22 protein-coding genes are annotated in these 24,766 nt (G+C 61.4%); 12 read left to right on the plus strand and 10 right to left on the minus strand.

The annotated features are described in order from the left end of the window. The first annotated feature begins 81 nt into the window (after positions 1-81). Both qseB and qseC read left to right on the plus strand, forming a co-directional pair. A complete protein-coding gene (gene qseB / locus FO014_RS14640; protein ID WP_160030067.1) occupies positions 82-744 on the plus strand; it encodes a quorum sensing response regulator transcription factor QseB in 663 nt (220 codons plus the stop codon). After that, positions 741-2,090, plus strand: a complete 1,350-nt coding sequence (gene qseC, locus FO014_RS14645) for a quorum sensing histidine kinase QseC (protein ID WP_160030068.1) — start codon at positions 741-743, stop codon at positions 2,088-2,090. Before qseB ends, qseC begins: the two co-directional genes overlap by 4 nt. A gap of 6 nt (positions 2,091-2,096) precedes the next feature. Here qseC and folK read toward each other — a convergent pair whose 3' ends face one another. The 6 genes from folK to thpR form a co-directional block, all read right to left on the minus strand. After that, a complete protein-coding gene (gene folK, locus FO014_RS14650) occupies positions 2,097-2,585 on the minus strand; it encodes a 2-amino-4-hydroxy-6-hydroxymethyldihydropteridine diphosphokinase (RefSeq protein WP_105232455.1) in 489 nt (162 codons plus the stop codon). Continuing rightward, positions 2,585-3,901, minus strand: coding sequence for a polynucleotide adenylyltransferase PcnB (gene pcnB / locus FO014_RS14655; RefSeq protein ID WP_246167969.1), 1,317 nt, complete (start codon positions 3,899-3,901; stop codon positions 2,585-2,587). Before pcnB ends, folK begins: the two co-directional genes overlap by 1 nt. Positions 3,902-4,254: 353 nt before the next feature. Beyond that, positions 4,255-5,166, minus strand: coding sequence for a tRNA glutamyl-Q(34) synthetase GluQRS (gene gluQRS, locus FO014_RS14660; protein ID WP_160030069.1), 912 nt, complete (start codon positions 5,164-5,166; stop codon positions 4,255-4,257). Positions 5,167-5,219: 53 nt separating this feature from the next. After that, a complete protein-coding gene (gene dksA, locus FO014_RS14665; RefSeq protein ID WP_015673734.1) occupies positions 5,220-5,675 on the minus strand; it encodes an RNA polymerase-binding protein DksA in 456 nt (151 codons plus the stop codon). A gap of 182 nt (positions 5,676-5,857) precedes the next feature. Continuing rightward, positions 5,858-6,565: a DNA/RNA nuclease SfsA gene (sfsA, locus tag FO014_RS14670; RefSeq protein ID WP_105232453.1), complete on the minus strand. Its 708-nt coding sequence runs from the start codon at positions 6,563-6,565 to the stop codon at positions 5,858-5,860. A 12-nt stretch (positions 6,566-6,577) separates the two neighbouring features. Continuing rightward, positions 6,578-7,105: an RNA 2',3'-cyclic phosphodiesterase gene (gene thpR / locus FO014_RS14675; protein WP_160030070.1), complete on the minus strand. Its 528-nt coding sequence runs from the start codon at positions 7,103-7,105 to the stop codon at positions 6,578-6,580. Positions 7,106-7,184: 79 nt separating this feature from the next. Between thpR and hrpB the strand changes: the two genes are divergently transcribed. The 7 genes from hrpB (at position 7,185) to FO014_RS14710 (ending at position 18,936) form a co-directional block, all read left to right on the plus strand. Continuing rightward, the gene (gene hrpB, locus FO014_RS14680; RefSeq protein WP_201282868.1) at positions 7,185-9,623 is read left to right on the plus strand and encodes an ATP-dependent helicase HrpB; all 2,439 of its coding nucleotides are present in this window, start codon (positions 7,185-7,187) and stop codon (positions 9,621-9,623) included. Positions 9,624-9,724: 101 nt separating this feature from the next. Next, entirely contained in the window at positions 9,725-12,238 is a 2,514-nt protein-coding gene (gene mrcB, locus FO014_RS14685; protein WP_105232451.1) for a bifunctional glycosyl transferase/transpeptidase, read from the plus strand. A gap of 249 nt (positions 12,239-12,487) precedes the next feature. Then, complete coding sequence (gene fhuA, locus FO014_RS14690) at positions 12,488-14,686, plus strand: ferrichrome porin FhuA (RefSeq protein WP_160030071.1); 2,199 nt, start codon at positions 12,488-12,490, stop codon at positions 14,684-14,686. Positions 14,687-14,734: 48 nt separating this feature from the next. After that, positions 14,735-15,532, plus strand: coding sequence for a Fe3+-hydroxamate ABC transporter ATP-binding protein FhuC (gene fhuC, locus FO014_RS14695; RefSeq protein WP_160030072.1), 798 nt, complete (start codon positions 14,735-14,737; stop codon positions 15,530-15,532). Beyond that, positions 15,532-16,428: a Fe(3+)-hydroxamate ABC transporter substrate-binding protein FhuD gene (gene fhuD, locus FO014_RS14700; protein ID WP_160030073.1), complete on the plus strand. Its 897-nt coding sequence runs from the start codon at positions 15,532-15,534 to the stop codon at positions 16,426-16,428. The genes fhuC and fhuD overlap by 1 nt, the downstream gene beginning before the upstream one ends. Beyond that, positions 16,425-18,413: a Fe(3+)-hydroxamate ABC transporter permease FhuB gene (gene fhuB, locus FO014_RS14705; protein WP_160030074.1), complete on the plus strand. Its 1,989-nt coding sequence runs from the start codon at positions 16,425-16,427 to the stop codon at positions 18,411-18,413. Before fhuD ends, fhuB begins: the two co-directional genes overlap by 4 nt. A 196-nt stretch (positions 18,414-18,609) precedes the next feature. Continuing rightward, complete coding sequence (locus FO014_RS14710; RefSeq protein ID WP_160030075.1) at positions 18,610-18,936, plus strand: hypothetical protein; 327 nt, start codon at positions 18,610-18,612, stop codon at positions 18,934-18,936. A gap of 456 nt (positions 18,937-19,392) precedes the next feature. Here FO014_RS14710 and FO014_RS14720 read toward each other — a convergent pair whose 3' ends face one another. The 3 genes from FO014_RS14720 to FO014_RS14730 form a co-directional block, all read right to left on the minus strand. After that, positions 19,393-19,695 carry a contact-dependent growth inhibition system immunity protein gene (locus FO014_RS14720; RefSeq protein WP_160030076.1) on the minus strand — a complete coding sequence of 101 codons (303 nt, stop codon included), beginning with the start codon at positions 19,693-19,695 and terminating at the stop codon, positions 19,393-19,395. Between the two features lie 8 nt (positions 19,696-19,703). Next, complete coding sequence (locus FO014_RS14725; RefSeq protein WP_160030077.1) at positions 19,704-20,534, minus strand: RNase A-like domain-containing protein; 831 nt, start codon at positions 20,532-20,534, stop codon at positions 19,704-19,706. Positions 20,535-20,724: 190 nt separating this feature from the next. Further along, entirely contained in the window at positions 20,725-21,657 is a 933-nt protein-coding gene (locus tag FO014_RS14730; RefSeq protein ID WP_105232444.1) for a LysR family transcriptional regulator, read from the minus strand. A 99-nt stretch (positions 21,658-21,756) separates the two neighbouring features. Here FO014_RS14730 and FO014_RS14735 point away from each other — a divergent pair, with 99 nt between their 5' ends. Beyond that, positions 21,757-22,191, plus strand: a complete 435-nt coding sequence (locus tag FO014_RS14735) for a DMT family transporter (protein ID WP_105232443.1) — start codon at positions 21,757-21,759, stop codon at positions 22,189-22,191. Between the two features lie 10 nt (positions 22,192-22,201). Beyond that, positions 22,202-22,654, plus strand: coding sequence for a DMT family transporter (locus FO014_RS14740; RefSeq protein WP_105232442.1), 453 nt, complete (start codon positions 22,202-22,204; stop codon positions 22,652-22,654). Positions 22,655-22,717: 63 nt separating this feature from the next. On the opposite strand, the gene metK is transcribed toward FO014_RS14740, so the two are convergent. Next, positions 22,718-23,872: a methionine adenosyltransferase gene (gene metK / locus FO014_RS14745; protein WP_105232441.1), complete on the minus strand. Its 1,155-nt coding sequence runs from the start codon at positions 23,870-23,872 to the stop codon at positions 22,718-22,720. A 555-nt stretch (positions 23,873-24,427) separates the two neighbouring features. Between metK and FO014_RS24315 the strand changes: the two genes are divergently transcribed. Next, on the plus strand, positions 24,428-24,571 hold the full coding sequence (locus FO014_RS24315; RefSeq protein ID WP_464776527.1) for a hypothetical protein: 144 nt from the start codon (positions 24,428-24,430) through the stop codon (positions 24,569-24,571). Positions 24,572-24,766: the final 195 nt, after the last annotated feature.

Genomic DNA, 24,766 nt, shown 5'->3' on the forward strand with positions numbered 1-24,766 from the left:
ATGTAATAAGTAAATATCTCTTTCCAGACGGCCCGGCGAGCGCTGAAAACATGGCCGCCTGCGGCGAACAAAAGGACGCGCATGAGAATTCTGCTGATTGAAGACGACAAGATTATCGGCGACGGCATCAAGGTCGGGCTGAGCCAGCTGGGTTTCACCCTCGACTGGTTTACCGACGGCAAGCTCGGCAGACAGGCGCTGGGCAGCGCGCCCTATGATGCGGTGATCCTCGATCTCAGCCTGCCGGGCATCGACGGCCTCGATCTGCTGCGCGAATGGCGTCAGGCCGGCGAGGACGTGCCGGTGCTGATCCTGACCGCGCGCGATGCGCTGTCGCAGCGGGTGGACGGTCTGCAGAGCGGCGCCGATGACTACCTGTGCAAGCCGTTTGCGCTGGCGGAGGTGGCGGCGCGCCTGCAGGCGCTGATTCGCCGGCGTCACGGCCAGCTGAGCGCGCAGCTGACGCACGGCCGGCTGGTGTTCGACACCGCCGCGCGCAGCGTCACGCTGGACGGCGGGGTGGTGACGCTGACGCCGCGTGAACTGGCGGTGCTGGAGCTGTTCTTGCACAACAAGGGGCGGGTGCTGGCGCGGCCGCTGATTCAGGAAAAGCTGTACAGCTGGGACGATGAGGTGAGCAGCAACGCGGTTGAGGTGCATATTCACCACCTGCGCCGCAAGCTGGGCAACGGCTTTATCCGCACGGTGCACGGCGTGGGCTACACGCTGGGGGATGCCGGGTGAAACGTCTGAGCCTGCGGCTGCGTCTGATTATCCTGTTCAGCCTGCTGGCGCTGCTGACCTGGTGCGTCGCCAGCGCGGTGGCGTGGAACATCACGCGCGATAACCTGAATGAAGTGTTCGACACCCAGCAGATGCTGTTCGCCAAACGGCTGGCGACGGCCAACCTCGGCGATATCCCGCGAGCCGCGAGTCTGCCGAAAACCAAAAAGCTGGTGCGCCACGGCAAGCGCGGCCAGCAGGATGACGATGCGCTGGCGTTCGCGATTTTCGACCGTCAGGGGCGCATGCTGCTGAACGACGGTGAGAACGGCAAGGACATCGAATTTGACGGCCAGACGGCAGGGTTCGTCGATGGCCGGCTGAAAGGTGATGACGACCGCTGGCGGCTGGTCTGGCTGACCAGCCCGGACGGCCGCCAACGCATCGCCGTCGGCCAGGAGATGGAGTATCGGCAGGATATGGCCTGGGCGCTGGTGACCGGGCAATTGACGCCGTGGCTGGCGACGCTGCCGCTGCTGATGCTGCTGATCGCCATTGTGGTCGGGCGCGAGCTGCGTCCGCTGCGCAGCGTGGCGCAGGAACTGCACCGCCGCGCGCCGGATGATGACGCGCCGCTCAGGGCGCACCGGGTGCCGAGCGAAGTACGCCCGCTGGTGGAGGCGCTTAACGCGCTGTTCGCCCGCATCAGCGCCATGCTGCAGCGCGAGCGGCGCTTTACCTCAGACGCGGCGCATGAGCTGCGCAGCCCGCTGGCGGCGCTGCGGGTGCAGACCGAGGTGGTGCAACTGGCCGGCGATAACGTCGAGGTGCGCGCGCACGCGCTGGAGAACTTGACCATCAGCATCGATCGCGCCACGCGGCTGGTGGACCAGCTGCTGACGCTGTCGCGGCTGGATGCGCTGCCGGATCTGCATCAGCAGGAGCGGGTTGACTGGCATCAGCTGGTGACGGCGACGCTGGCCGAACAGGAGCACGACGCTCATCGCGCGGGGATCGTGCTGCGTTATGAGGCGCAGGGAGCGCCGGCGCCGAGGCCGGGGCAGTCGCTGCTGCTGTCGCTGCTGGTGCGTAACCTGGTGGATAATGCGCTGCGCTATACGCCATCCGGCGGCACGGTGACCGTGACGTTAGAACAGCGCGTGCTGACGGTGGAGGATAACGGGCCGGGGGTGACGGATGAACATCTGGCGCGGCTGGGGGAACGTTTTTATCGTCCGCCGGGGCAGGAACAGACCGGCAGCGGGCTGGGGCTGTCGATTGTACAGCGGATTGCGGCGCTGCATGGTTTGCGGGTCAGCTTTGCCAACCGGCAAAACGGGGGCTTTAAAGTGCGGGTGATGCTGTAGCCGGCGTCAGGCCGAGTGCCACAGCGTCATGCCGTTCATCGGCACACGCTGCAGGCAGGCGGCCAGCGGCTCGCCGTCCGGCAGAATCAGGTCGGGGGCGATTTCCGCCAGCGGGTAGAGCATAAACTCGCGTTCTTTCAGGCCATAATGCGGCACCGTCAGGCGCTCGCTGTCAATCACGCTGTCGCCGTACAGCAGCATATCGAGGTCGAGCGTACGCGGCCCCCAGCGCTCATCCTTGCGCACCCGCCCCTGGTTGCGCTCAATCTCCTGCGTGTGATCGAGCAGCTGTTCGGCGGGCAGCAGCGTATCCAGCGCCGCCACGGCGTTGAGAAAGTCCGGCTGGTTCTGCGGCCCCAGCGGTTTGGTGCGATAGAACGATGAACAGGCGATCAGCCGGCTGCGCGGGAGATGCTCCAGCGCCTCCAGCGCGGCGTGAACCTGTTGCAGCGGCTGCGCCAGGTTGCTGCCCAGCGCGATATAAACGCGGATCATTATGCCCCTTCTTTACGCGGCGCGCGGCGGCGCGGGCGGCGCTGACGTGAACGGCGCGGCGCGGGATCGTCGCCCAGCGAGCTGAGCATGGTTTTTTGTCGCGCCGGCGTTGCATCCTGGAACTCGGCCCACCATTCGGCCAGGCGCTGCATCTCCGGGTTGTTCTCCACCTGGGCGCGTAGCGCCAGCAGATCGTAAGCGGCGCGGAATTTCGGATGTTCCATCAGCTTGTGCGCACGCTTGCCCTGACGACGCGACAGACGCAGCTGCAGCTGCCAGATATCGCGCACCAGCGTGGTGATGCGTTTCGGGATCGCCAGCGAGCGGCACTGCTCGTCCAGCACGTCGTTCATCGCCAGCGCGAAGGCGTCGTAATAGGCCAGGCCGCTCTCCTGCGCCAGTTTCTGCGCGTGCTCCAGCAGCGGATACCACAGCATGGCGGCGAACAGGAACGCCGGGTTGACGCGCATATTGTTCTGCAGACGGTGGTCGGTGTTTTTCAGCACCTGCACCAGAATACGCTCCATCGGCGTATTGTGGTTCGGCGTGAACTGACGGGCGATCAGCGGGAACAGCGGCTGGAACAGCTGGTATTCGCACAGTTTCAGGTAGGTCTGGAAGCCGTAGCCGGACTGCAGCAGCTTCAGCGACTCTTCAAACAGGCGCGCCGGCGGAATATCGTGCAGCAGCGACGCCAGGCGCGGAATCGGCTCGGCGGTTTCTTCGCTGATGGTCATATCCAGCTTGGCGGCGAAGCGCACCGCGCGCAGCATGCGCACCGGGTCTTCGCGGTAGCGGGTTTCCGGATCGCCAATCAGGCGAATCACGCCCTGTTGCAGATCGCGCAGGCCGCCGACATAGTCGCGCAGGGCGAAGTCCGCTACGCCGTAGTACAGGCTGTTGATGGTGAAGTCGCGACGCTGGGCATCTTCCTCAATGGAACCGAAGATATTGTCGCGTAGCAGCATGCCGTTCTGGGCCTGCTGGGAGGAATTCTTGTCGTGCTCCGGATTCTGCTCATGATGGCCGCGGAACGTGGCGACCTCAATGATTTCCGGCCCGAACATCACGTGCGCCAGACGGAAGCGGCGGCCGACCAGACGGCAGTTGCGGAACAGCTTGCGTACCTGCTCCGGCGTGGCGTTGGTGGTGATATCAAAGTCTTTTGGTTTCTTACCCAGCAGTAAATCGCGTACGCCGCCGCCGACCAGGTAGGCTTCAAAGCCGGACTTATTCAGGCGGTACAGCACCTTCAGGGCGTTTTCACTGATATCTTTACGCGAAATCGCATGCTGCTCACGTGGGATCACGGTCATAGGGCGCGTTCCCTCGGCGGCGGATGACGGCGCGCGTTTACGCGGCGCAGGGCGACGGCCGGCATGCTCCCGGCCTTTATCGTCGGAGCGCGGGCGCGGTGCGGCAGGCTTCTGGGCGTCGGCGCGCTCTGCGCGAACCGGCTCGTGATCGTTGGCCGGCGCATCATCGCGGGCTGATTTGTCGTCGCCGATGAGTACCTTACGGCAGAAATTGGCTACTCGGGTAAAAATGGTACACCTCGATAGTGACGGATAAAAATGGCTCTCCCTTGCCGATGGCAAACCACAGCCGTATGGGGTTGCTGTGGTTTGACATCACTCGGGCTTATAAAAAAATAGCGGCTAATCATAGCTCACCATGGCGCCTTTGAGAATGCCGTTATGTTTTGCGGCAGGGCGAGGGCGGTCTGCCGCGGCACCTTCGCCAGCGTCCAGTTTTCTATTGCCCAGCTCAATAATAACGGCAGATCAAGATCTTGCCAGCTTTGCGGCAGCGGTTGCCGCAAAAAATGCAGCGCGGCGATCAGCACCGGTCGCGGATCGCCGTCTGGCAGCGGCGGCGCGTGATTTTGCTTCGACAGCTTCAGTCCCTGATTCCCCAGCGCCAGCGGCAGGTGGATATAATCCGGCACCGGCGCCTGCAGCTGACGGTACAGCGCAATCTGGCGTACCGTCGGTTCAATCAGGTCGGCGCCGCGCACGATTTCTGTCACGCCCTGAAAATGGTCGTCGACCACCACCGCCAGGTTATAGGCGAACAGGCCGTCGCGCCGGCGGATGATAAAATCTTCCTGCGCCAGCGCCGGGTCGGCATGCAGCTCGCCCTGCAGGCCGTCGTGGAAGCCGTAGACCGGCGCGCTCTGCCGCAGGCGGATGGCGGCGTTCTGTGGGCCGAGCCGCAGCGCGCGGCAGTGGCCGTCATACAGGCCGCCCGCCTGCTGAATACGGCTGCGGGTGCAGGTGCAGTAATAGCTGAGCCCCTGGCGTTGCAGCCAGTCCAGCGCGGCGCGGTAGGCGTCGTGACGTTGGGATTGATAGAGAACCTGGCCGTCCCAGTGGAGGCCATAGTGGTCGAGCGTGGTCAGAATACGGTCGGCGGCGCCGGCGACTTCGCGCGGCGGATCGATATCTTCAATGCGAAGCAGCCACTGCCCGTGGCGGGCGCGGGCCTGCAGAAAACTTCCCAGGGCGGCGATCAGCGAACCGAAGTGCAGATCCCCGGAAGGAGAGGGGGCAAAACGCCCCACATAATGACTTTCTGGCATAATAACTCTGTGCGGCGCGCCGGTATTGCGCGCCGCGGGTAATAACGACTGAATCAGCCGGCCATCTGCTTTTCGCGGATCTCGGCCAGGGTTTTACAGTCGATGCACAAATCGGCAGTCGGACGCGCTTCAAGGCGACGAATGCCAATCTCTACGCCGCAGGATTCGCAGAAGCCGAAATCATCGTCTTCCACTTTCTTCAGCGTTTTCTCGATCTTTTTGATCAGTTTACGTTCACGGTCGCGGTTACGCAGTTCGAGGCTGAATTCCTCTTCCTGAGTGGCGCGGTCCGCGGGATCAGGAAAGTTTGCTGCCTCTTCCTGCATGTGCGACACGGTACGGTCTACTTCGTCCCTGAGCTGGTTGCGCCAAGCTTCAAGAATGCGCTTGAAATGCGACAGCTGGGCGTCGTTCATATACTCTTCGCCCGGCTTCTCTTGATACGGCTCCACCCCAGCGATGGCGAGAATGCTCAAGGACGAGGTTTTACGGTTTTGCCCTTCTTGCATGTTGCTTCTCCTACATACACACGCACTATCGAATCCCCAATGCGGGGGAAAAACAGGCCGCTATAAATAACAGATGGTGAGTAGGTTGGCAATTATTCCTGTCGCCCGCTTGACAATGGTGTGAAGGAAGGCGTATTTGGCGATCTAATAATCGGCGGCCGATTTATTGGCAGCCAGACTATCTAATCGATAAAAAACGGTAACTTATCGGTGAGACTGATACCGTCAGGTGATAATTTAGCCCCATAACACACCACTTCTACTCCCGCCTGCTGAACCTGAGCCAACAGTGCCGCATAATGCGCATCTATATGATGAGCCGGGGCGACCTGGTCAATACCGCTGTGTAACACGGCAAAAAACAAGACCGCCCGCTGCCCGCTGTCGACCACGTTTTGCAGCTCGCGCAGATGCTTCTGGCCCCTGAGCGTCACGGCGTCAGGAAAGTAACCACGTTGTTGTTGCAGTAACGTGACAGACTTAACTTCAATATAGCAGTTAACCCGATTTTCTGCCTGTAATAACAAATCGATACGGCTGTTTTCGCTGCCGTATTTCACTTCGCTGCCAATTTTACTGTAACCAGATAATTCACTGATTAAATTGCGCTCAATTGCCTCGCGCACCAGCGCGTTGGCGCGCAGGGTATTGACGCAGATCCAATCCCCCTGTTGGGTGTGCGTCAGCTCCCAGCTGTGGGCGTATTTGCGCTTGGGGTTGTCCGAAGTGGAATACCAGACGGTATCGCCGGGCGTGGCGCAGCCGGTCATGGCGCCGGTATTGGCGCAGTGCAGGGTAAAGGTTTCGCCCTGCGGCGTGACGACGTCGGCCAGAAAGCGCTTGTAACGTTTAATCAGGGTGGCGGATTGCAGCGGTGGCGTAAATTGCATGCGGTGTCTGTCCTAACTGAGCGCCCACTGTTCCAGCGGGTGGTAACGGGTGCGGCCGTTGTCAAACGACGACTGGTATAAGGAAAAATGCGTGACCGGCAGGCTCCAGCCCGGCGTGGCCGGCGGCAGCGCCACCGGGCGCACGGCGGCGCGCAGCAGGGTGATATGCGGGTGAAACGGCAGCGGGCTCTGATAACAGCCGCTGCGCGCCGCCTGCGAGCGCAGCATCTCCGCCAGCTGCAGCAGCCCGCGCGGCGCGCGTTTGCAACCGAGCCAGACCACGCCGGGGCGCGGCCAGTGGCCAAGATCGTCAAGCTGTAGGCTGAAGCCGGGCTGGCTGATGCGTCCCGCCAGCCTTTTTAGCGCCGCCTCTTTCTGGCTGCTGACCTCACCGAGAAACGCCAGCGTCAGGTGCAGATTAGCGGCGGCAACCGGTCGGCCGTCCTGCGGCGCAAAGGCGCCGGCGCGCCAGCGGATGACCTGCTGCTGCAGGCTGTCCGGCAAGGGCAGGGCAAAAAACAGACGGCGCGAACTGGACATGTTTCCTCGGTAACTGAATGAATCTCTGGGCGCAATGCTACAATGAGCGCCGTTGATTAACTACCCCGTGGAGCGTTTTGTGTCTTTATTGCCCGTCAGCCAGGTGTTGGATGAATTGCTTGCCGCGCTGCGCAGCGCGCCGCAGGTGTTGCTGCATGCGCCGACCGGCGCCGGTAAATCCACCTGGCTGCCGCTGCAGATCCTGAGGCAGGCTGGCCAGCCGGGGCGAATCATCATGCTGGAGCCGCGGCGTCTGGCGGCGAAAAACGTCGCTTATCGCCTGGCGCAGCAGCTGGGTGAGGAGCCGGGCCAGACGGTGGGTTACCGCATGCGCGCAGAAAGTAAAAGCGGGCCGCAGACGCGGCTGGAAGTGGTCACCGAAGGCATTCTGACCCGCATGCTGCAGCAGGACGCGGAGCTGCAGGGCGTCTCGCTGGTGATTCTGGATGAGTTTCATGAACGCAGCCTGCAGGCCGATTTGGCGCTGGCGCTGCTGCTGGACGTGCAGCAGGGGCTGCGCGACGATCTGAAGCTGCTGATTATGTCGGCGACGCTGGATAACGTCCGTCTGTCGCAGCTGCTGCCGGACGCGCCGGTGGTGGTATCACAGGGGCGCAGTTTCCCGGTGGCGCGCCACTATCAGCCGCTGGCCAGTCATCAGCGGCTGGAGGACGGCGTCGCCTCGGCGGTGAAACGCCTGCTGGTGGAGCAGTCTGGCTCGCTGCTGCTGTTTTTGCCGGGCGTGGCGGAAATTCAGCGGGTGATGGAGCGTCTGCAGGGTGAAGTCGCCGGCGATGTCGACCTGTGCCCGCTGTACGGCGCGTTGCCGCTGGCGCAGCAGCAGCGGGCGATTCAGCCGGCCGTCGCCGGGCGGCGTAAGGTGGTGCTGGCGACCAATATTGCCGAAACCAGCCTGACGATTGAGGGGATCCGGCTGGTGGTGGACAGCGGTCTGGAACGCACGGCGCGCTACGATGTGCGTAACGGCCTGACGCGCCTGATGACGCAGCGCATCAGTCAGGCGTCGATGGTGCAGCGCGCAGGGCGCGCCGGCCGTCTGGAGGAGGGAGTCTGCTGGCATCTGTGTGCCAAAGAGCAGGCCGAGCGCGCCGCCGAGTACGCCGAGCCGGAAATCATGCACAGCGATCTCGGCGCTTTCTGGCTGGAGCTGCTGCAGTGGGGCTGCGTTGACGCCGGCCAGCTGAACTGGCTGGATCTGCCGCCGACTGCGGCGCTGGCGGCGGCTCAGCGGCTGTTGCAGACGCTGGGCGCCACCGATGAACAGGGCAAGCTGACGGCAGACGGACGCCGGATGGCGGCGCTCGGCTGTGAACCTCGCTTGGCGGCGATGCTGTGCGCCGGCGCGGCACTGGGGGAGGACGGCCTGGCGACCGCCGCGCTGCTGGCCGCCCTGCTGGAAGAGCCGCCGCGCAGCGGACAGCTGGATATGGATTACTGGCTCAGCCGACCGCAGCCGAACTGGCAGCGGCGCGCCCGCCAACTGACGCAGCGCCTGAAGGGGCGCGGCGGCCATGTGGACGCCACGCTGGCGCCGCAGCTGCTGGCGCACGCCTTTGCCGACCGCATTGCCCAGCGTCGCGGGCAGGACGGCCGCTACCTGCTGGCAAACGGCATGGGGGCGGCGATGAACCAGGACGAGGCGCTGTCGCGCGCGCCGTGGCTGATCGCGCCGGCGCTGCTGCAGGGGGCGAACAGCCCGGACGCGCGTATTTTGCTGGCGCTGCCGGTGGACGTCGAACGGCTGGCGGCGCAGCGGCCGGAGATTGCCCACCAGCGCACCGCGGTGGAGTGGGATGAGGAAAAAGGCACATTGCGCGCCTGGCAGCGTCTGCAGATTGGCCGTTTGACGCTGCGCGCCCGGCCGTTGGCGAAACCGGCGGATGAGGAGCTGCAGCAGGCGCTGGTCGACTGGGTGCGTGGCCAGGGCTTATCGGTGCTGAACTGGGAGGGCGCCGCCGGCCAGCTGCGCGCGCGTCTGCAGTGCGCCCGGGAGTGGTTGCCGGAGGCCAACTGGCCGGCGGTGGACGACGAGGCGCTGTTGGCGGGGCTGGAGCAGTGGCTGCTGCCGGCGCTCGGCGGGGTGCGCGATCTGCGCGGTTTGCGGCAGGTCAATCTCGCCGAGGCGCTGGGCAACCTGCTGGAGTGGCAACAAAAACAGCGGCTGGATAATGCGCTGCCCACTCATTACACTGTGCCGACCGGCAGCCGCCTGCCGATCCGCTATGAGGCCGGCAGGCCGCCGCTGCTGCCGGTGCGTTTACAGGAGATGTTCGGCGAGCGGCACAGCCCGATGCTGGCGGAGGGTCGCATCGCGGTGGTGCTTGAGTTACTCTCTCCGGCGCACCGGCCGCTGCAGATTACTGCCGATCTGGCGGCGTTCTGGCAGGGCACCTACCGGGAAGTACAAAAAGAGATGAAAGGGCGCTACCCGAAGCACGTCTGGCCCGATGACCCGGCCAATGCACTGCCGACGCGGCGCACCAAGAAGTATCAGTAGCTGAATTCGGATGTTTCTTCTGTTCAGCCGGCTGATGCGGGAACAGATTAAGCACAAACTTTCACGGCCATCCTGGCCGTGCAGCGTGGAGAGTAACAGCAATGGCCGGGGATGACCGCGAGCCCATCGGGCGCAAAGGGAAACCACCCAAGCGCAGCGCGCCGCGCAGGCCGCCGCGCCGTCGTCTGGATGACGACGATGATGACTACCAAGCAAATAACTTTCAGGATGAGTATGACGATGATGAATATAACGACGAGGAAGAACGCATGCCGCGTAAGGTAAAGGCCGCGCCGCCTCGTAAGAAACGCCGTTGGCTCGGCTTGATGCTGAAAATCATACTGGTGATCGCCGTGCTGCTGGCCGGTTACGGCGTCTATCTGGATTCGCAGATCCGCAGCCGCATCGACGGCAAGGTCTGGCAGCTGCCGGCGGCGGTGTATGGCCGTATGGTCAACCTGGAACCCGGCATGCCGTACAGCAAAGGCGAAATGGTCAAGCTGCTGGAGGGGATGCAGTACCGCCAGGTCAGCCGGATGACGCGCCCGGGCGAGTTTACCGTGAAGGCCAACAGCATTGAGATGCTGCGCCGTCCGTTTGATTTCCCGGACGGTAAAGAGGGGCAGATTCGCGCCCGTCTCGACTTCCAGAATAACCGTCTGGCGAAGATCGAAAACCTGGATAACCAGCGCAGCTTCGGCTTCTTCCGCCTGGATCCGCGCTTGATCACCATGCTGCAGTCGCCGAACGGCGAGCAGCGTCTGTTCGTACCGCGCAGCGGCTTCCCCGATCTGCTGGTGGACACGCTGATTGCCACCGAAGACCGCCACTTCTACGAGCATGACGGCATCAGCCCTTACTCGATCGGCCGTGCGGTGCTGGCTAACCTGACCGCCGGCCGCGCGGTGCAGGGCGGCAGTACCCTGACCCAACAGCTGGTGAAGAACCTGTTCCTGACCAACGAGCGTTCGCTGTGGCGTAAGGCCAACGAAGCCTATATGGCGCTGCTGGTGGACTACCGTTACAGCAAAGACCGCATTCTGGAGCTGTATCTGAACGAGGTGTACCTCGGGCAGAGCGGCAGCGACCAGATCCGCGGCTTCCCGCTGGCCAGCCTGTATTACTTCGGCCGTCCGGTGGATGAGCTGAGCCTCGACCAGCAGGCGCTGCTGGTGGGGATGGTGAAAGGGGCGTCGCTGTACAACCCGTGGCGCAACCCGAAACTGGCGCTGGAGCGCCGCAACCTGGTGCTGAAGCTGTTGCAGAACCAGGGCGTGATTGACGCGGAGCTGTATAACATGCTCAGCGCGCGTCCGCTGGGCGTTCAGCCGAAGGGCGGGGTGATCACACCGCAGCCGGCCTTTATGCAGCTGGTGCGTCAGGAGCTGCAGAGCAAGCTGGGGGACAAGGTGAATGACCTGTCCGGCGTGAAGATCTTCACCACTCTGGATCCGGTGTCGCAGGACGCGGCGGAGAAAGCGGTGGAAGCCGGCGTGCCGGCGCTGCGCGCTGCGCGTCACGTGAAAGATCTGGAGGCGGCAATGGTGATCGTCGACCGCTTCAGCGGGGAAGTCCGCGCGATGGTCGGCGGTGCCGAACCGCAGTACGCCGGCTTTAACCGTGCGCTGCAGGCCCGCCGTCTGGTGGGGTCGCTGGCCAAGCCGCCGACCTATCTGACCGCGCTGTCCGAGCCGGACAAGTACCGCCTGAACACCTGGCTGGCGGATGCGCCGCTGTCGCTCAAGCAGCCGAACGGCAGCGTCTGGCAGCCGAATAACTACGATCGCCGTTTCCGCGGCAAGGTGATGCTGGTGGATGCGCTGGCGCATTCGCTGAACGTGCCGACGGTAAATCTGGGGATGGCTGTCGGGCTGGATCAGATCAGCGCCACGCTGCAGCGCCTGGGCATTCCGAAGTCGGAAATCAATCCGGTGCCGTCCATGCTGCTGGGGGCTATCGGCCTGACGCCGATGGAAGTGGCGCAGGAGTACCAGACCATTGCCGGCGGCGGCAACCGTGCGCCGCTGTCTGCGGTGCGTTCGGTGATTGCCGAAGACGGCAGCGTACTGTACCGCAGCTTCCCGCAGGCGGAGCGCGTGGTACCGGCGCAGGCGGCCTATCTGACGCTGTACGCCATGCAGCAGGGTGTGGCGCGCGGTACCTCGCGTTCACTGTCGGTGAAGTTCCCGAACTATCATCTGGCGGCGAAAACCGGTACCACCAACGATCTGCGCGACAGCTGGTTTGCCGGCGTTGACGGCAAGGAAGTGGCGATCGCCTGGGTTGGGCGCGATAACAACGGCCCGGCCAAGCTGACCGGCTCCAACGGCGCGCTGACGCTGTATCGCCGCTATCTGGAAAACCAGACGCCGCTGCCGTTGCAGCTGCAGGCGCCGGAAGGGATCAACCAGATGAGCATTGATTCCGACGGTAACTTCCTGTGCGGCGGGGGCGGCTGGCGCACCATCCCGGTGTGGACCGATAACCCGGACGGCCTGTGTCAGGCCAGCCAGGCCGCGTTGCAGCAGCAACAGCAACAGGAACAGCAGACGCAGGAAGAGCAGAAAGGCTCCGACGGCGTCGCCGGCTGGATCAAGGATATGTTCGGCCAGTAAGGCCGAAGCGATAACGGCGGCTGCGACCGGCGGCGCGCCGATGCTAAAAACCCGTAACGGACGTTGCGGGTTTTTTTATTTTTCCGCTTAAGTTATTTCCATAGGGTTAACGGGGCTGAATCAGGTGACGGCCGTGGATTAGCGCGCCGAAATGCGCTTGCAGTTAAACTTCCCTTCTGCATAAAATGCGACGCTTATAATAATTATTATCGTTTACATTCTTCATTTAAATACATCAGAGAAACTAACATGGCTACCAAGCGTCCATCACCATCACCAACGGCGTTCAACCGTTTCCCCGTGCGCGGCAGCGCGATAGCCATCGCCGCCGCCCTGAGCGCCCTCAGCCTGTCGGTGCAGGCCGCCGAGAATAAAGCGGCCGGAGCAAAAGAAGATACCCTGACCGTGGTCGGCAGCAGTAACCGGCAGCAGGAAAGCGCCTGGGGCCCGGTCGGCACCTATGCCGCCAAGCACAGCGCCACCGGCACCAAAACCGATACCCCGCTGGTGAAAACGCCGCAGTCGGTCTCGGTGGTAACGCGCGAAGAGATGGAGATGCGCCAGTCGGAGACGGTGAAAAGCGCGCTGGGTTACACGCCGGGCGTGATGGTCGGCAACCGCGGCGCGTCCACCGCCTATGACTCGGTCAATATCCGCGGCTTCAGCTCGGTCGGCACCAATCTCTATCTGGACGGCCTGAAACTGCAGGACGACAACTACTCGATCTATCAGGTTGATCCCTATTTCCTGGAGCGCGCCGAAGTGCTGCGCGGGCCGGTTTCCGTCCTGTACGGTAAAAGTAACCCGGGCGGTCTGGTGTCGCTGGTCAGCAAACGGCCGACCGGCGAAGAGCTGCGTGAAGTGCAGTTCAAGATGGGCACCGATAACCTGTTCCAGACCGGCTTTGACTTCGGCGGCACGCTGGACGACGACGGCGTTTACTCCTACCGCCTGACCGGGCTGGCGCGCAGCGAAGACCAGCAGCAGGTGGGGGAACAATCCAAGCGTTATGCCATCGCGCCTTCCTTCAGCTGGCGGCCGGACGATCGCACCACCTTTACCCTGCTGAGCAGTTTCCAGGACGATCCTGACGTCGGCTACTACGGCTGGCTGCCGAAAGAGGGCACGGTGGAAAACGGCGTCAACGGCAAGCTGCCGACCAGCTTTAACGACGGCGAGCCGGGCTACAACAACATCTCGCGCAAGCAGCAGATGATCGGCTACAGCTTCGAGCATGCCTTTAACGACACATGGAGCGTGCGGCAGAACCTGCGCTACTCCAAGATGGACGTCGACTACCGCTCCATCTACGGCCTCGGCATCAGCCCGACCAACCCGAGCGAGCTGACGCGCGGCGTGATGAACTCCAAAGAGCATCTGTCCAGCTTTGCGGTTGATAGCCAGGCGCAGGCCAAATTCGCCACCGGCGATGTGGATCACACCCTGCTGATGGGCGTCGACTATATGCGTATGCGCAACGATATCGTGTATGAATACGGCACGGCGTCCAATCTCAACGTGGTGGCGCCGAACTACGGCAACGACAGCTACACCATCAACGGCAGCGCCAACCAGGTGAACCGTCAGGAACAGACCGGCCTCTACCTGCAGGATCAGGCGGAATGGAACAACTGGGTGCTGACGCTGGGCGGCCGCTACGACTGGAGCCAGACCTCCACCACCAACCGCGCGGCGCAGAATACGCGCAGCGAGCAGAACGACAGTGAGTTTACCGGCCGCGCCGGGCTGAACTATGTGTTCGACAACGGCATTGCGCCGTACTTCAGTTACAGCGAGTCGTTTGAACCGACCGCCGGCACCGACGCCTTCGGCAAACCGTTCTCGCCGTCGAAGGGCAAACAGTATGAAGCCGGGGTGAAATATGCGCCGGATAACCGGCCGATCACCGCCAGCGTGGCGCTGTACCAACTGACCAAGACCAACAACAAGGTGGCCTACCCGGACAACCCGGTGTTCAGCATCCAGGGCGGTGAAATCCGTTCCCGCGGCGTAGAAGTCGAAGCCAAGGCGGCGCTGTCGGCCAACGTCAACGTGCTGGGCTCGTACACCTATACCGACGCCGAGTACACCAAAGACACCACCAATCAGGGCCATACGCCGGCGGCGATTCCGAAACATATGGCGTCGCTGTGGGCGGATTACACCTTCCATGAAACCGCGCTGAGCGGCCTGACGCTCGGCTCCGGCGTGCGCTATGTCGGCTCCAGCTACGGCGACGAAGCGAACACCTTTAAAGTGAAAGACTACACGGTGGTCGATGCGGCGGTGAAATACGATCTGGCACGATTCAACCTGCCGGGTTCATCCGTTGGCATTAATATCAACAACCTGTTTGATAAAGAGTACGTCTCCAGCTGCTTCAATACCTACGGTTGCTACTGGGGCGCGGAACGTCAGGTGGTTGCGACCGCAACTTTCCGTTTCTAACCGGACAACCCCGGAGCGGCCGCGCTGCTCCGGGTAAAAATAGGGCCTATGCAGGATAAACATCTTCTCCAAGAGGCGACGTTCACGCTGGATAACGTGAGCTTCGCCGTCCCCGGCCGCATACTGCTGCAACCGCTGTCATTGACCTTTCCGCACGGCAAGGTCTGCGGGCTGATCGGCCATAACGGCTCTGGTAAATCCACGCTATTGAAAATTCTCGGCCGTCACCAGGCGGCGACCGGCGGGCAGGCCTTGCTGAACGATACGCCGCTGGCGCAGTGGGACAGCAAGGCGTTCGCCCGCGAAGTGGCCTATCTGCCGCAGCAACTGCCGGCCGCCGAAGGCATGACGGTGCGCGAACTGGTGGCCATCGGCCGTTACCCGTGGCACGGCGCGCTGGGACGCTTTTCCGCCGCCGATCGTCAGCACGTTGAAGAGGCGATCGCGCTGGTGGGCTTAAAACCGCTGGCCGGCCGGCTGGTGGACAGCCTGTCCGGCGGCGAACGTCAGCGCGCCTGGCTGGCGATGCTGGTGGCGCAGGACAGCCGCTGCCTGCTGCTGGACGAGCCGACCTCGGCGCTGGATATCGCCCATCAGGTGGAAGTGCTGGCGTTGATTCAGCGTCTGAGCCGCGAGCGCGGCCTGACGGTGATCGCGGTGCTGCACGATATCAATATGGCCGCCCGCTACTGTGACCATCTGGTGGCGCTGCGCGGCGGAGAAATGATCGCTCAGGGCGCGCCGCTGGAACTGATGCAGGGGCCGGTGCTGGAGCAGATCTACGGCATTCCGATGGGCACGCTGCCGCATCCGAGCGGCGGTTCACCGGTGAGCTTTGTCTACTGATGCATGATATGTCTTTTGATCCCTTTCGCCGCCGCCTGCTGGCGGCGCTGGCGCTGTCGCCGCTGCTGACCTCGCTGCCGGGCCGTGCTGCCGCGCCGCCTGATCTGGGGCGCATTGTGGCGCTGGAATGGCTGCCGGCCGAACTGCTGCTGGCGCTGGGCGTAACGCCGCAGGCGGTGGCCGATATTCATAACTACAACCTGTGGGTGCGTGAGCCGGCTCTGCCGGCGACGGTGGTTGACGCCGGCCAGCGCACCGAACCCAATCTGGAGCTGCTGCAACAACTGCAGCCGTCGCTGGTGCTGCTGTCGCAGGGCTATGGCCCGTCGCCGCAGCTGTTGGCGCCGATTGCGCCGACCATGGAATTCGCCTTTAACGACGGCAGCGGCAAACCGCTGACCGTCGCCAAAAACTCGCTGCGTCAGCTGGCGCAGCGGCTGGGGCTGGAAAGCCGCGCCGAGCGGCATCTGCAGCACTTTGACGCCTTCATCAGCGACGCGCGCGGGCGGCTGCAGGATTACACCCGCCAGCCGCTGCTGCTGTTCTCGCTGATCGATAACCGTCACGCGCTGGTGATCGGCCATCAGAGCCTGTTCCAGCAGGTGATGGACCAGCTCGGCATCGCCAACGCCTGGGCAGGGGAGACCAACTTTTGGGGCTCGGCGATCGTCGGTATTGAACGTCTGGCGGCGGTGAAAAATGCGCGGGCAATCTATTTCGATCACGGCAATCAGCGGATGCTGGCGCAGGTGAGCGCGACGCCGCTGTGGCAGTCGCTGCCGTTTGTGCGTCAGCAGCAGCTGCGTCGGGTGCCGGCGGTCTGGCTGTACGGCGCCACGCTGTCTGCTATGCGCTTTTGCCGACTGCTGGAACAGGCACAGGAGGCGCGCGCATGAATCACAGACTGCGTATTTTACCGATCGCGCTGCTGGCGTTGCTGGCGGCCGCCGCCGGCGGTCTGAGCGTCTTTAACCTGTTGCAGCAGCTGCCGCTGGCGCAGTGGGGGCAGGCGCTGCGGGCGCCGGACATCGATAACGTGCAGCAGATGGTGTTCCATTACAGCCTGCTGCCGCGCCTGTGCATTGCATTGCTGGCCGGCGCCGGCTTGGGGCTGGTGGGCGTGCTGTTCCAGCAGGTGCTGCGCAACCCGCTGGCCGAGCCGGCGACGCTCGGCGTTTCAGCCGGTGCGCAGCTGGGGCTGACTATCGCCACGCTGTGGATGCTGCCGGGCGGCGAGCTGACCGAACAGCTGGCCGCGATGGCCGGTGCGATCGTGGTGGGCGCGCTGGTGTTCGGCGTGGCCTGGGGCAAACGGATGTCGCCGGTGACGCTGATTCTGGCCGGTCTGGTGCTGGGGCTGTACTGCGGCGCGGTCAGCAGCCTGCTGGCGCTGTTTAACTATGAACAGCTGCAGGGGCTGTTCCTGTGGAGCACCGGTTCGCTGAACCAGCAGGACTGGAGCGCAGTGCAGTTTATCCTGCCGCGTCTGCTGCTGGCGGCCTTATTGGCCGCGCTGCTGATCCGCCCGCTGACCCTGCTGGGACTGGATGACGGCGTCGCGCGCAACCTGGGACTGGGGCTGGCGCTTGCCCGCTTCAGCGCGCTGGCGCTGGCGATCGTGTTCAGCGCCATGTTGGTCAATGCGGTGGGGGTGATCGGCTTTATCGGCCTGTTCGCGCCGCTGATGGCCAAAATGCTGGGGGCGCGCCGGCTGGCGCATCGGATGATGCTGGCGCCGCTGCTGGGGGCGCTGCTGCTGTGGCTGACCGACCAGCTGATGGTGTGGCTGGCGCTGGTCTGGCGTGAAATTCCGACCGGCGCCGCCACCGCCCTGATTGGCGCGCCGCTGCTGCTGTGGCTGCTGCCGCGCCTGCGCAGCGCCGCTACGCCGCCGCCGATGAACCTGGGCGACCGGGTGCCGGCCGAGCGTCAGCATCTGCCGCGCTGGCTGGTGTTGGGCGGCGTGCTGCTGCTGGCCGGGCTGGCGTTGGCGCTGATGCTGGGGAAAAACGCCGCCGGCTGGCACTGGAGCGTCGGCACGGAGTTTGAATCGCTGTGGCCGTGGCGCTGGCCGCGGGTGCTGTCGGCGCTGGCGGCGGGCGTGATGCTGGCGGTGGCGGGGACGCTGATTCAAAAGCTGACCGGCAACCCGATGGCCAGCCCGGAAGTGCTCGGCATCAGCTCCGGCGCGGCATTCGGCGTGGTGGTGATGATGTTTATCGTGCCGGGCGATGCCTTTGTCTGGCTGCTGCCGGCGGGCAGTCTGGGGGCGGCGCTGACGCTGCTGGTGATTACCGTGGTTGCCGGACGCGGCGGCTTCTCGACCGAGCGGATGCTGCTGGCGGGGATTGCGCTCAGCACCGCGTTCACCACCACCATCTATCTGCTGCTGGCCAGCGGCGACCCGCGTATGGGCGGCCTGCTGACCTGGATTTCCGGCTCGACCTATGCGGTAACCGGGGCGCAGGCAATCCGCACCGCGCTGATTGCCGCGCTGCTGGTGCTGCTGGCGCCGCTGTGCCGCCGCTGGCTGACCATCCTGCCGCTGGGCGGCGCGACGGCGCGTTCGGTCGGCATCGCGCTGACGCCGGTGCGCCTGAGCATTCTGCTGCTGGCGGCGACGCTGACCGCGATGGCGACGCTGACCGTCGGCCCGCTCAGTTTTGTCGGCCTGATGGCGCCGCATATGGCGCGTATGCTGGGCTTCCGCCGCGCGCTACCGCAGATGCTGATTGCCGCACTGCTGGGTGGTTTGCTGATGGTGTTTGCCGACTGGTGCGGACGGATGGTGCTGTTCCCTTACCAAATCCCGGCCGGCCTGCTGGCGACTTTTATCGGCGCGCCGTATTTTGTCTATCTGCTGCGCAGGCAGACCTCGTAGCGGCTCCGCCGGATTCTCCTCAAGTGCCCGGCCTACCGTAATGCCGGGCACTGAAGGTTATCGACATTGTTTTCAAAGGGATATTTTACCTTTTTAGTCCGATCTTTCTCATACTCCCGTACGGTCAGCATTAGCCTTCTGGTCGGTTTTTTTTGTCAGGATAGCGATATACTGAGAGGCAATAGGAGGTGGTGATGTGGGGATAACTGAAGAAGCATTATTGAGGTCAGGTTTTACGGCGAAAGACATACGGAAACTCAGAAATAATAGTGCCAACTATGGCTCAACCATGGATGTCATAGTTTCAGACTTGGCAAACCGATTTTTGATCAATGTGTGGGTAACATTGGGTGTTTTTGCTGTCTGCCTGATAGCCTTGGTTCTAGGTTCCGTTGGCAGTGTTTTATCAGGCGTAGTTGCCGGTTTATTTGTCTTGTTAATCGGCTGGTTCACCGTCCCTGCGGGTCTGGCGTATAAGTCCTGGCGTTTAAGAAAACAGACTTACGAGCAATCTATTCGTTGAGTATCGGTATCTAAGGTTTTTGTGTATTGGTTTTTTGATTCTATTGTTTTTTTATTGTGTACACCCTTGGGTACACGGAAAAAGGTCGTGCCCCATCATTCTGCCTGCTTTTTGCTCACACACTGCCGCCCTGGTCACTCAAGGGAGGTCTGCTTAGTGGACCAACTGGTGACTTGCGGGGCTAATAGCCGAATTTGTTCCAAAAAAATCCTTTGCCGTTGTTCCCATAGCTCTGGCAACACATCGTTCCCCCATCGAGCACTGAATTCCTCATCAATCGACTCTGGATATGTCTCTTCAAATTCGACGATATCCGCGATCAAGGTATCGATCTTCGATGATGGGTTGTCTTGAAGATAGAAACCTCTATAACGCAGGGAAGGGTTGTCGCCCCTGTGATTTCGCAGCTATCCTGTCCGAAATAAATTTGTATCAGATGTTCTGAGTGCGGAAAAGTTACCCATGACCTTTACTCAAGGTTTGAATGACTTTTTCGAGGAACCTCCGGGTGGAGTATCCCCATGCTGTTGGAGAAAATTCCCCTTCAGCTAGGTTTATAAAGGCAAACTCAAGTTGCGTATCATCCGGGTATAAACCCAGAAATATTTGGGCTTCATTCACTGTTTTTTGCACAGTCATAACATTTTCGGTGTCCCTGTAAGACTCAAGAATCTCCTCTACGGACTCCCCGAATAAATCACAATCTTGTCCGAAAAAAACACGGACCAGAGTACCAAGGTTAGGTGTTTGAGATGCCATACATTTCCTTATCTGATAATTGGATAGGCTGTCAAAATGTAATAGGGTTTACCGTTGTACACTTTCTTTAGCAGAACCACGCGTACGGAGTTAGAAGTTAACTTTATGGAGTTCCCTTGCCTGTAGCCAAAACCAATCGGTTTACCTGCGTTGTGTGTCAGTTCAAGCACGTTAGTTGATGTTGGCTGTTGTGCCCATCTCTTAATTAGCGCTTTATTGAATCTCAGTGTTCGACTTATCGCCTGTTCGGCGGTACGCAAATCAGTAAACGTTGATGCGGATTGCATGGTTGGGCTCTTAGCTAAACGCTCAAGTAGTTCCTCGGGTGTTTTGGCAATATGCTTGCTAATCGTATGTCCGCCGCCTTTTATACCGGGGACAGACTCATGCTCAATCAGCTTTACCTTACCCATACGAACAGAGGAAACACGCGCCGCGCCTATCACTGTCGCAAACACCAATGGCACCGCAACATCTACTGTAAGCCCTACGTTATAGGCCGTCTCATCATCCGCGCCTAGGGTTTTAGCCATTGCGACAGCAGATTGATAGGTATCGGTAGTTGTCGGCTGACCGGTGACGATCTGATTGGAAGCGGCCTTGATGCTGTCCAGGCTGTGAGTGCCCATAATAACGCAGCCGACTTTGGTTAAAAGCGTGGGGTCAGGTGCATAACACATCGCGCCAGCACCAATGAGTTCAACAACGCCACCAGCAAGACCCAAACCGCCAAACAGGCGATTGCTTAAGGTTTCCCCCTCAGTGACATTCTTGTCTGACATGGCTGCCGCCAGTTGTACCGGCGAAAGCACAACCCTTAAACCTTCCTCTTTTGTCATATCATTTCCATCCATTAGATTGGTTTAATAGAACACATAAATAACATGGAGGGGATTTTATGATCAGTATGAAATTACGATTTTAAGCTCCCCTTGCCTAGGCGTTATAAATCGTGAGGTTAGTTTAACACTGGGCTATTCCCCAAATCAGCGCCAGGATACGTAAAGGGAAGAGGTCACAAAAAAAAGGTCAAAACTGCCAGTAAAGCGGCTCGCCAAACGCCTCCACATAGTGATCGATCACCGCCCTGACGTTCAGCGGCGGGCGGCGGGCGTGCGGATAGACGGCGGCGATCTGCTGCGGCTCGGTCTTTATCGCCGTCTCAAACTCCGGCAGCAGCCTGACCAGCTCGCCGTTTTGCAGACGCTCGCCCATCAGCCAGTCGGGAAACAGCACCAGCCCCATGCCGCCCAGCGCGGCGACCAGCAGCGTTTCCGCATTGTTGGACGTTAACAGCGGGGAGAGCGGATAGTGCACCCAGGCGTCGCCGGGGGCGCGAAACAGCCAGCGGTTCGGCCCGGACGAGCCGCGGTACACCAGACAGCGGTGGCGGCTGAGCTCCGCCGGGCTTTGCGGCGCGCCGTAACGGCGCAGATAGGCCGGCGAGGCGGCGAGGTAGTAGCGCAGCTCGCCAAACACCCGGGCGTGGAAGGAGGAGTCCGTCAGCGTACCGATGCGGAAGATAACGTCTGCGGCATCGCGATGCGGATCGATAAAGTCATCGGTCTGCACCAGATCGATCAGCAGGCGGGGGTAGCGGGCGGCCAGCGCGGGCAGGGCGGGCGCCACGTGGCGCTGGCCGAAGAACACCGGCGTATTGATGCGCACCAGCCCGGACGGCTCCAGCGCCCGCTCCTGCAGTTCCTTGCGCGCCTCGTCCAGCTGTTCGGCCATGCTGCGCGCATAGTCGATAAACAGCCGCCCGGACTCGGTCGGTATCACCGCGCGCGTATTGCGGTAAAACAGCTGCTGCCCCAGCGCATCTTCCAACTGGTGAATAATGCGCGAGACCTTGGAGGCTGAAATGCCGCGCTGTCGCGCGACAACGGAGAAGTTCTGTGCGTCAAAGACATCAATAAAAATCTTTAACGCGCTGACATTAATCGCGTCGGTATCCAGCATTGATGCAAATCCTGCAAAGGTGTTTAACGGATTATACCGTTTTTCTTCGTTTTCTGCCGCTGTAAGCTTCTCCGCCTGATTCATCGGAGAGCATTTGCTATGCAACTTTTACTGATTTTACTGGTTATCGCAGGCGGGATGGGCCTGTCGGTAGAGGCGGGATTGCTGGGGCCGCTGGGCGGCGAGGTCGGCGATCTGTGGGCGACGTTCAGCATCTTCGGCGTTGGCGCCGCGCTGACTTTCCTGCTGATGCTGTTTTTCAGCCCGCGCAACAGCCCATCCTTTTTTGCCCAGCCGGGCTGGCAGCTGCTGGGCGGCGTGCTGGGGCCGATCTACGTGGTGATTCTGACCGTGGCGACGCCCGCCATCGGCGTGGCGCTGACCATGATCGGCATTCTGGCCGGGCAGGTCTTCAAAAGCCTGATTATCGACCATTTCGGCCTGTTGGGTACGCCGCACCGGAAAATAGACGCCAGACGCATTCTCGCGCTGGTTTTCATCATCGCCGCGCTGGCGCTGGTCGCGCAGGGTTAAGGGGGACACCATGACGATATTGATGATTTTACTGGCGGTGGTTGGCGGTGCAATGCTGAGCATTCAGGCGGCGATCAACGGCCAACTGGGCAGCAAAGTGGGCGTGTTCCGCAGCGCCTTTCTGACCTTTTCCGTCGGCGCGCTGGTGACCGCGCTGCTGATTTTCTTCTTTGAACCCAAACAGGCGGTCAGCCTGCTGGATGTGCCGAAATGGCAGCTGGTGGGGGCGCTGTTCGGCGTGCCTTACATTGTCATTATGGTGCTGGCGGTGCAGCGTATCGGCACGGCGGTGGCGACGGTGGCGGTGATTTTCGGCCAGTTGACGATGAGCATGCTGATCGACAACTTTGGCTGGCTGGGCAACGCCGCCATCGGCTTTTCCGCCAGCCGGCTGGGCGCGATTGTCTGTCTGGCGATTGCGCTGGGCTTTATCTACTCCAGCAGCCGGACATCGGCGAAGTAGGACGGTTTGGCAGGGTAAAAAAAAGGCCGGGCATGATGCCCGGCCTTTTTGTTTGGCGCTGGTTTATTTCAGACCGGCGGCGTCGCGCAGCAGGGCAGCCTTGTCGGTCGCTTCCCATGGGAAGTGTTCGCGGCCGAAGTGGCCGTAGGCGGCGGTTTCGCGGTAGATAGGCTTGAGCAGATCCATCATCTGAATCAGGCCGTACGGACGCAGGTCGAAGAATTCGCGCACCAGCAGGGTCAACTGCTCGGTCGGTACTTTCTCGGTGCCGAAGGTTTCCACCATGATGGAGGTTGGCTCCGCCACGCCGATGGCGTAGGAGACCTGGATTTCGCAGCGGTCGGCCAGGCCGGCGGCAACGATGTTTTTCGCCACGTAGCGCGCGGCGTAAGCGGCGGAACGGTCAACCTTGGACGGATCCTTGCCGGAGAAGGCGCCGCCGCCGTGACGCGCCATGCCGCCGTAGGTATCAACGATGATTTTACGCCCGGTCAGGCCGCAGTCGCCCATCGGGCCGCCGATAACGAAACGGCCGGTCGGGTTGATGTGGTACTTGGTGGCGGCGCTCAGCCACTCGGCAGGCAGAACCGGCTTGATGATCTCTTCCATCACCGCTTCTTGCAGATCTTTTTGCGCAATCTCTTCAGAGTGCTGGGTAGACAGCACCACCGCATCGATGCCGACGATTTTACCGTCATCATACTGGAAAGTGACCTGGCTTTTCGCATCCGGACGCAGCCACGGCAGCGTGCCGTTTTTACGCACTTCAGACTGACGCTGCACCAGACGGTGCGCATAGGTGACCGGCGCCGGCATCAGCACGTCGGTTTCGTTGGTGGCATAGCCAAACATCAGGCCCTGATCGCCTGCGCCCTGTTCCAGCGGATCGGTGCGGTCTACGCCCTGATTGATATCCGGCGACTGCTTGCCGATGGCGCTCAGCACCGCGCAGGAGTTGGCGTCGAAGCCCATATCGGAATGCACGTAGCCGATGTCGCGCACGGTGTTACGGGTGATCTCTTCGATATCGACCCAGGCGCTGGTGGTGATTTCGCCGCCAACCAGCACCATGCCGGTTTTCACGTAGGTTTCGCAAGCGACGCGGGCTTTCGGGTCCTGCTCCAGAATGGCGTCGAGTACGGCATCAGAGATCTGGTCGGCGATTTTATCAGGATGTCCTTCAGAAACGGATTCAGACGTGAAGAGGTGTTTAGCCATTGTATTCTTTACCTTGCATAAGACGGGTGGAAATTACTGCACAGCGCTGGAGATCCGGGCATCGAAGCGAAGGGTCTTCCGCTGATGGCGCGAGATGCATCCTGCAACGCCCCTCAGGCAAAGCCGTTAAGCAGTTTTTTCGGTTAACCAGTATATCCCTTCGTCTTCCACTCAGGCGGCGTCTTTGGCAGCCCGTTGACGTTCATCAGGTATATAGATGGATTAACATCTGGACGTCTATTTTAGGTTATGCTTTAGCCGGATTGCCAGTATTTTTTTGCCGTTTATCGCTTTTCCTCTGGCGCACCGACGCCATTTTCATCGCTTGAAACAGTTTGCGGCAAATTTTCATTTTGCATTTTGCCCGGGTTATCGGTATAAACTGCGCGCACGGCTCATTTGCTGGCCAATACGGCGACATAAGTTGTAAAGGTCTGTGAATCCGCTGCAGGCGTCCCGACGGACGCTGCCGCTTCATAGAACGGTCACGTTCTTACACTACTATTAGAGGCCTGGTCGTTCTGCTGAACGACGCGCGTGGAGGTGGTTGGATTAATGATCCGTTGTCTACCGGCTGTTGGTTCCCGACAGCAGTGCCAGTCCGGCACCAATTCTTCTGTCATCTCCCGTCTTTTCTCTATTTCACCTACCCGGTGTGATAAACACCTGGGCGCTACTCAGGATTCTCGGGCCGGCTAATCCCGCCTGACCGACGTTGCCGTCAGGCTGCGCCGGGCCGGCTGGTATTTCGCTCGTCTGAAGCACTGAACAAGGGTAGCCTGCAGCCTTCCTGTGGGATGTTTCTTGGCCTGATTCACGAGGTTTGAACAGGGTGTCTTACAATTATAGGGGTAACCAACCGATCGCCAGACGCGAACGGCCGGCTGATGTGCC

Origin of the sequence: Serratia rhizosphaerae (assembly GCF_009817885.1) — a bacterium.
GTDB classification, from domain to species: Bacteria; Pseudomonadota; Gammaproteobacteria; order Enterobacterales; family Enterobacteriaceae; genus Serratia_B; species Serratia_B rhizosphaerae.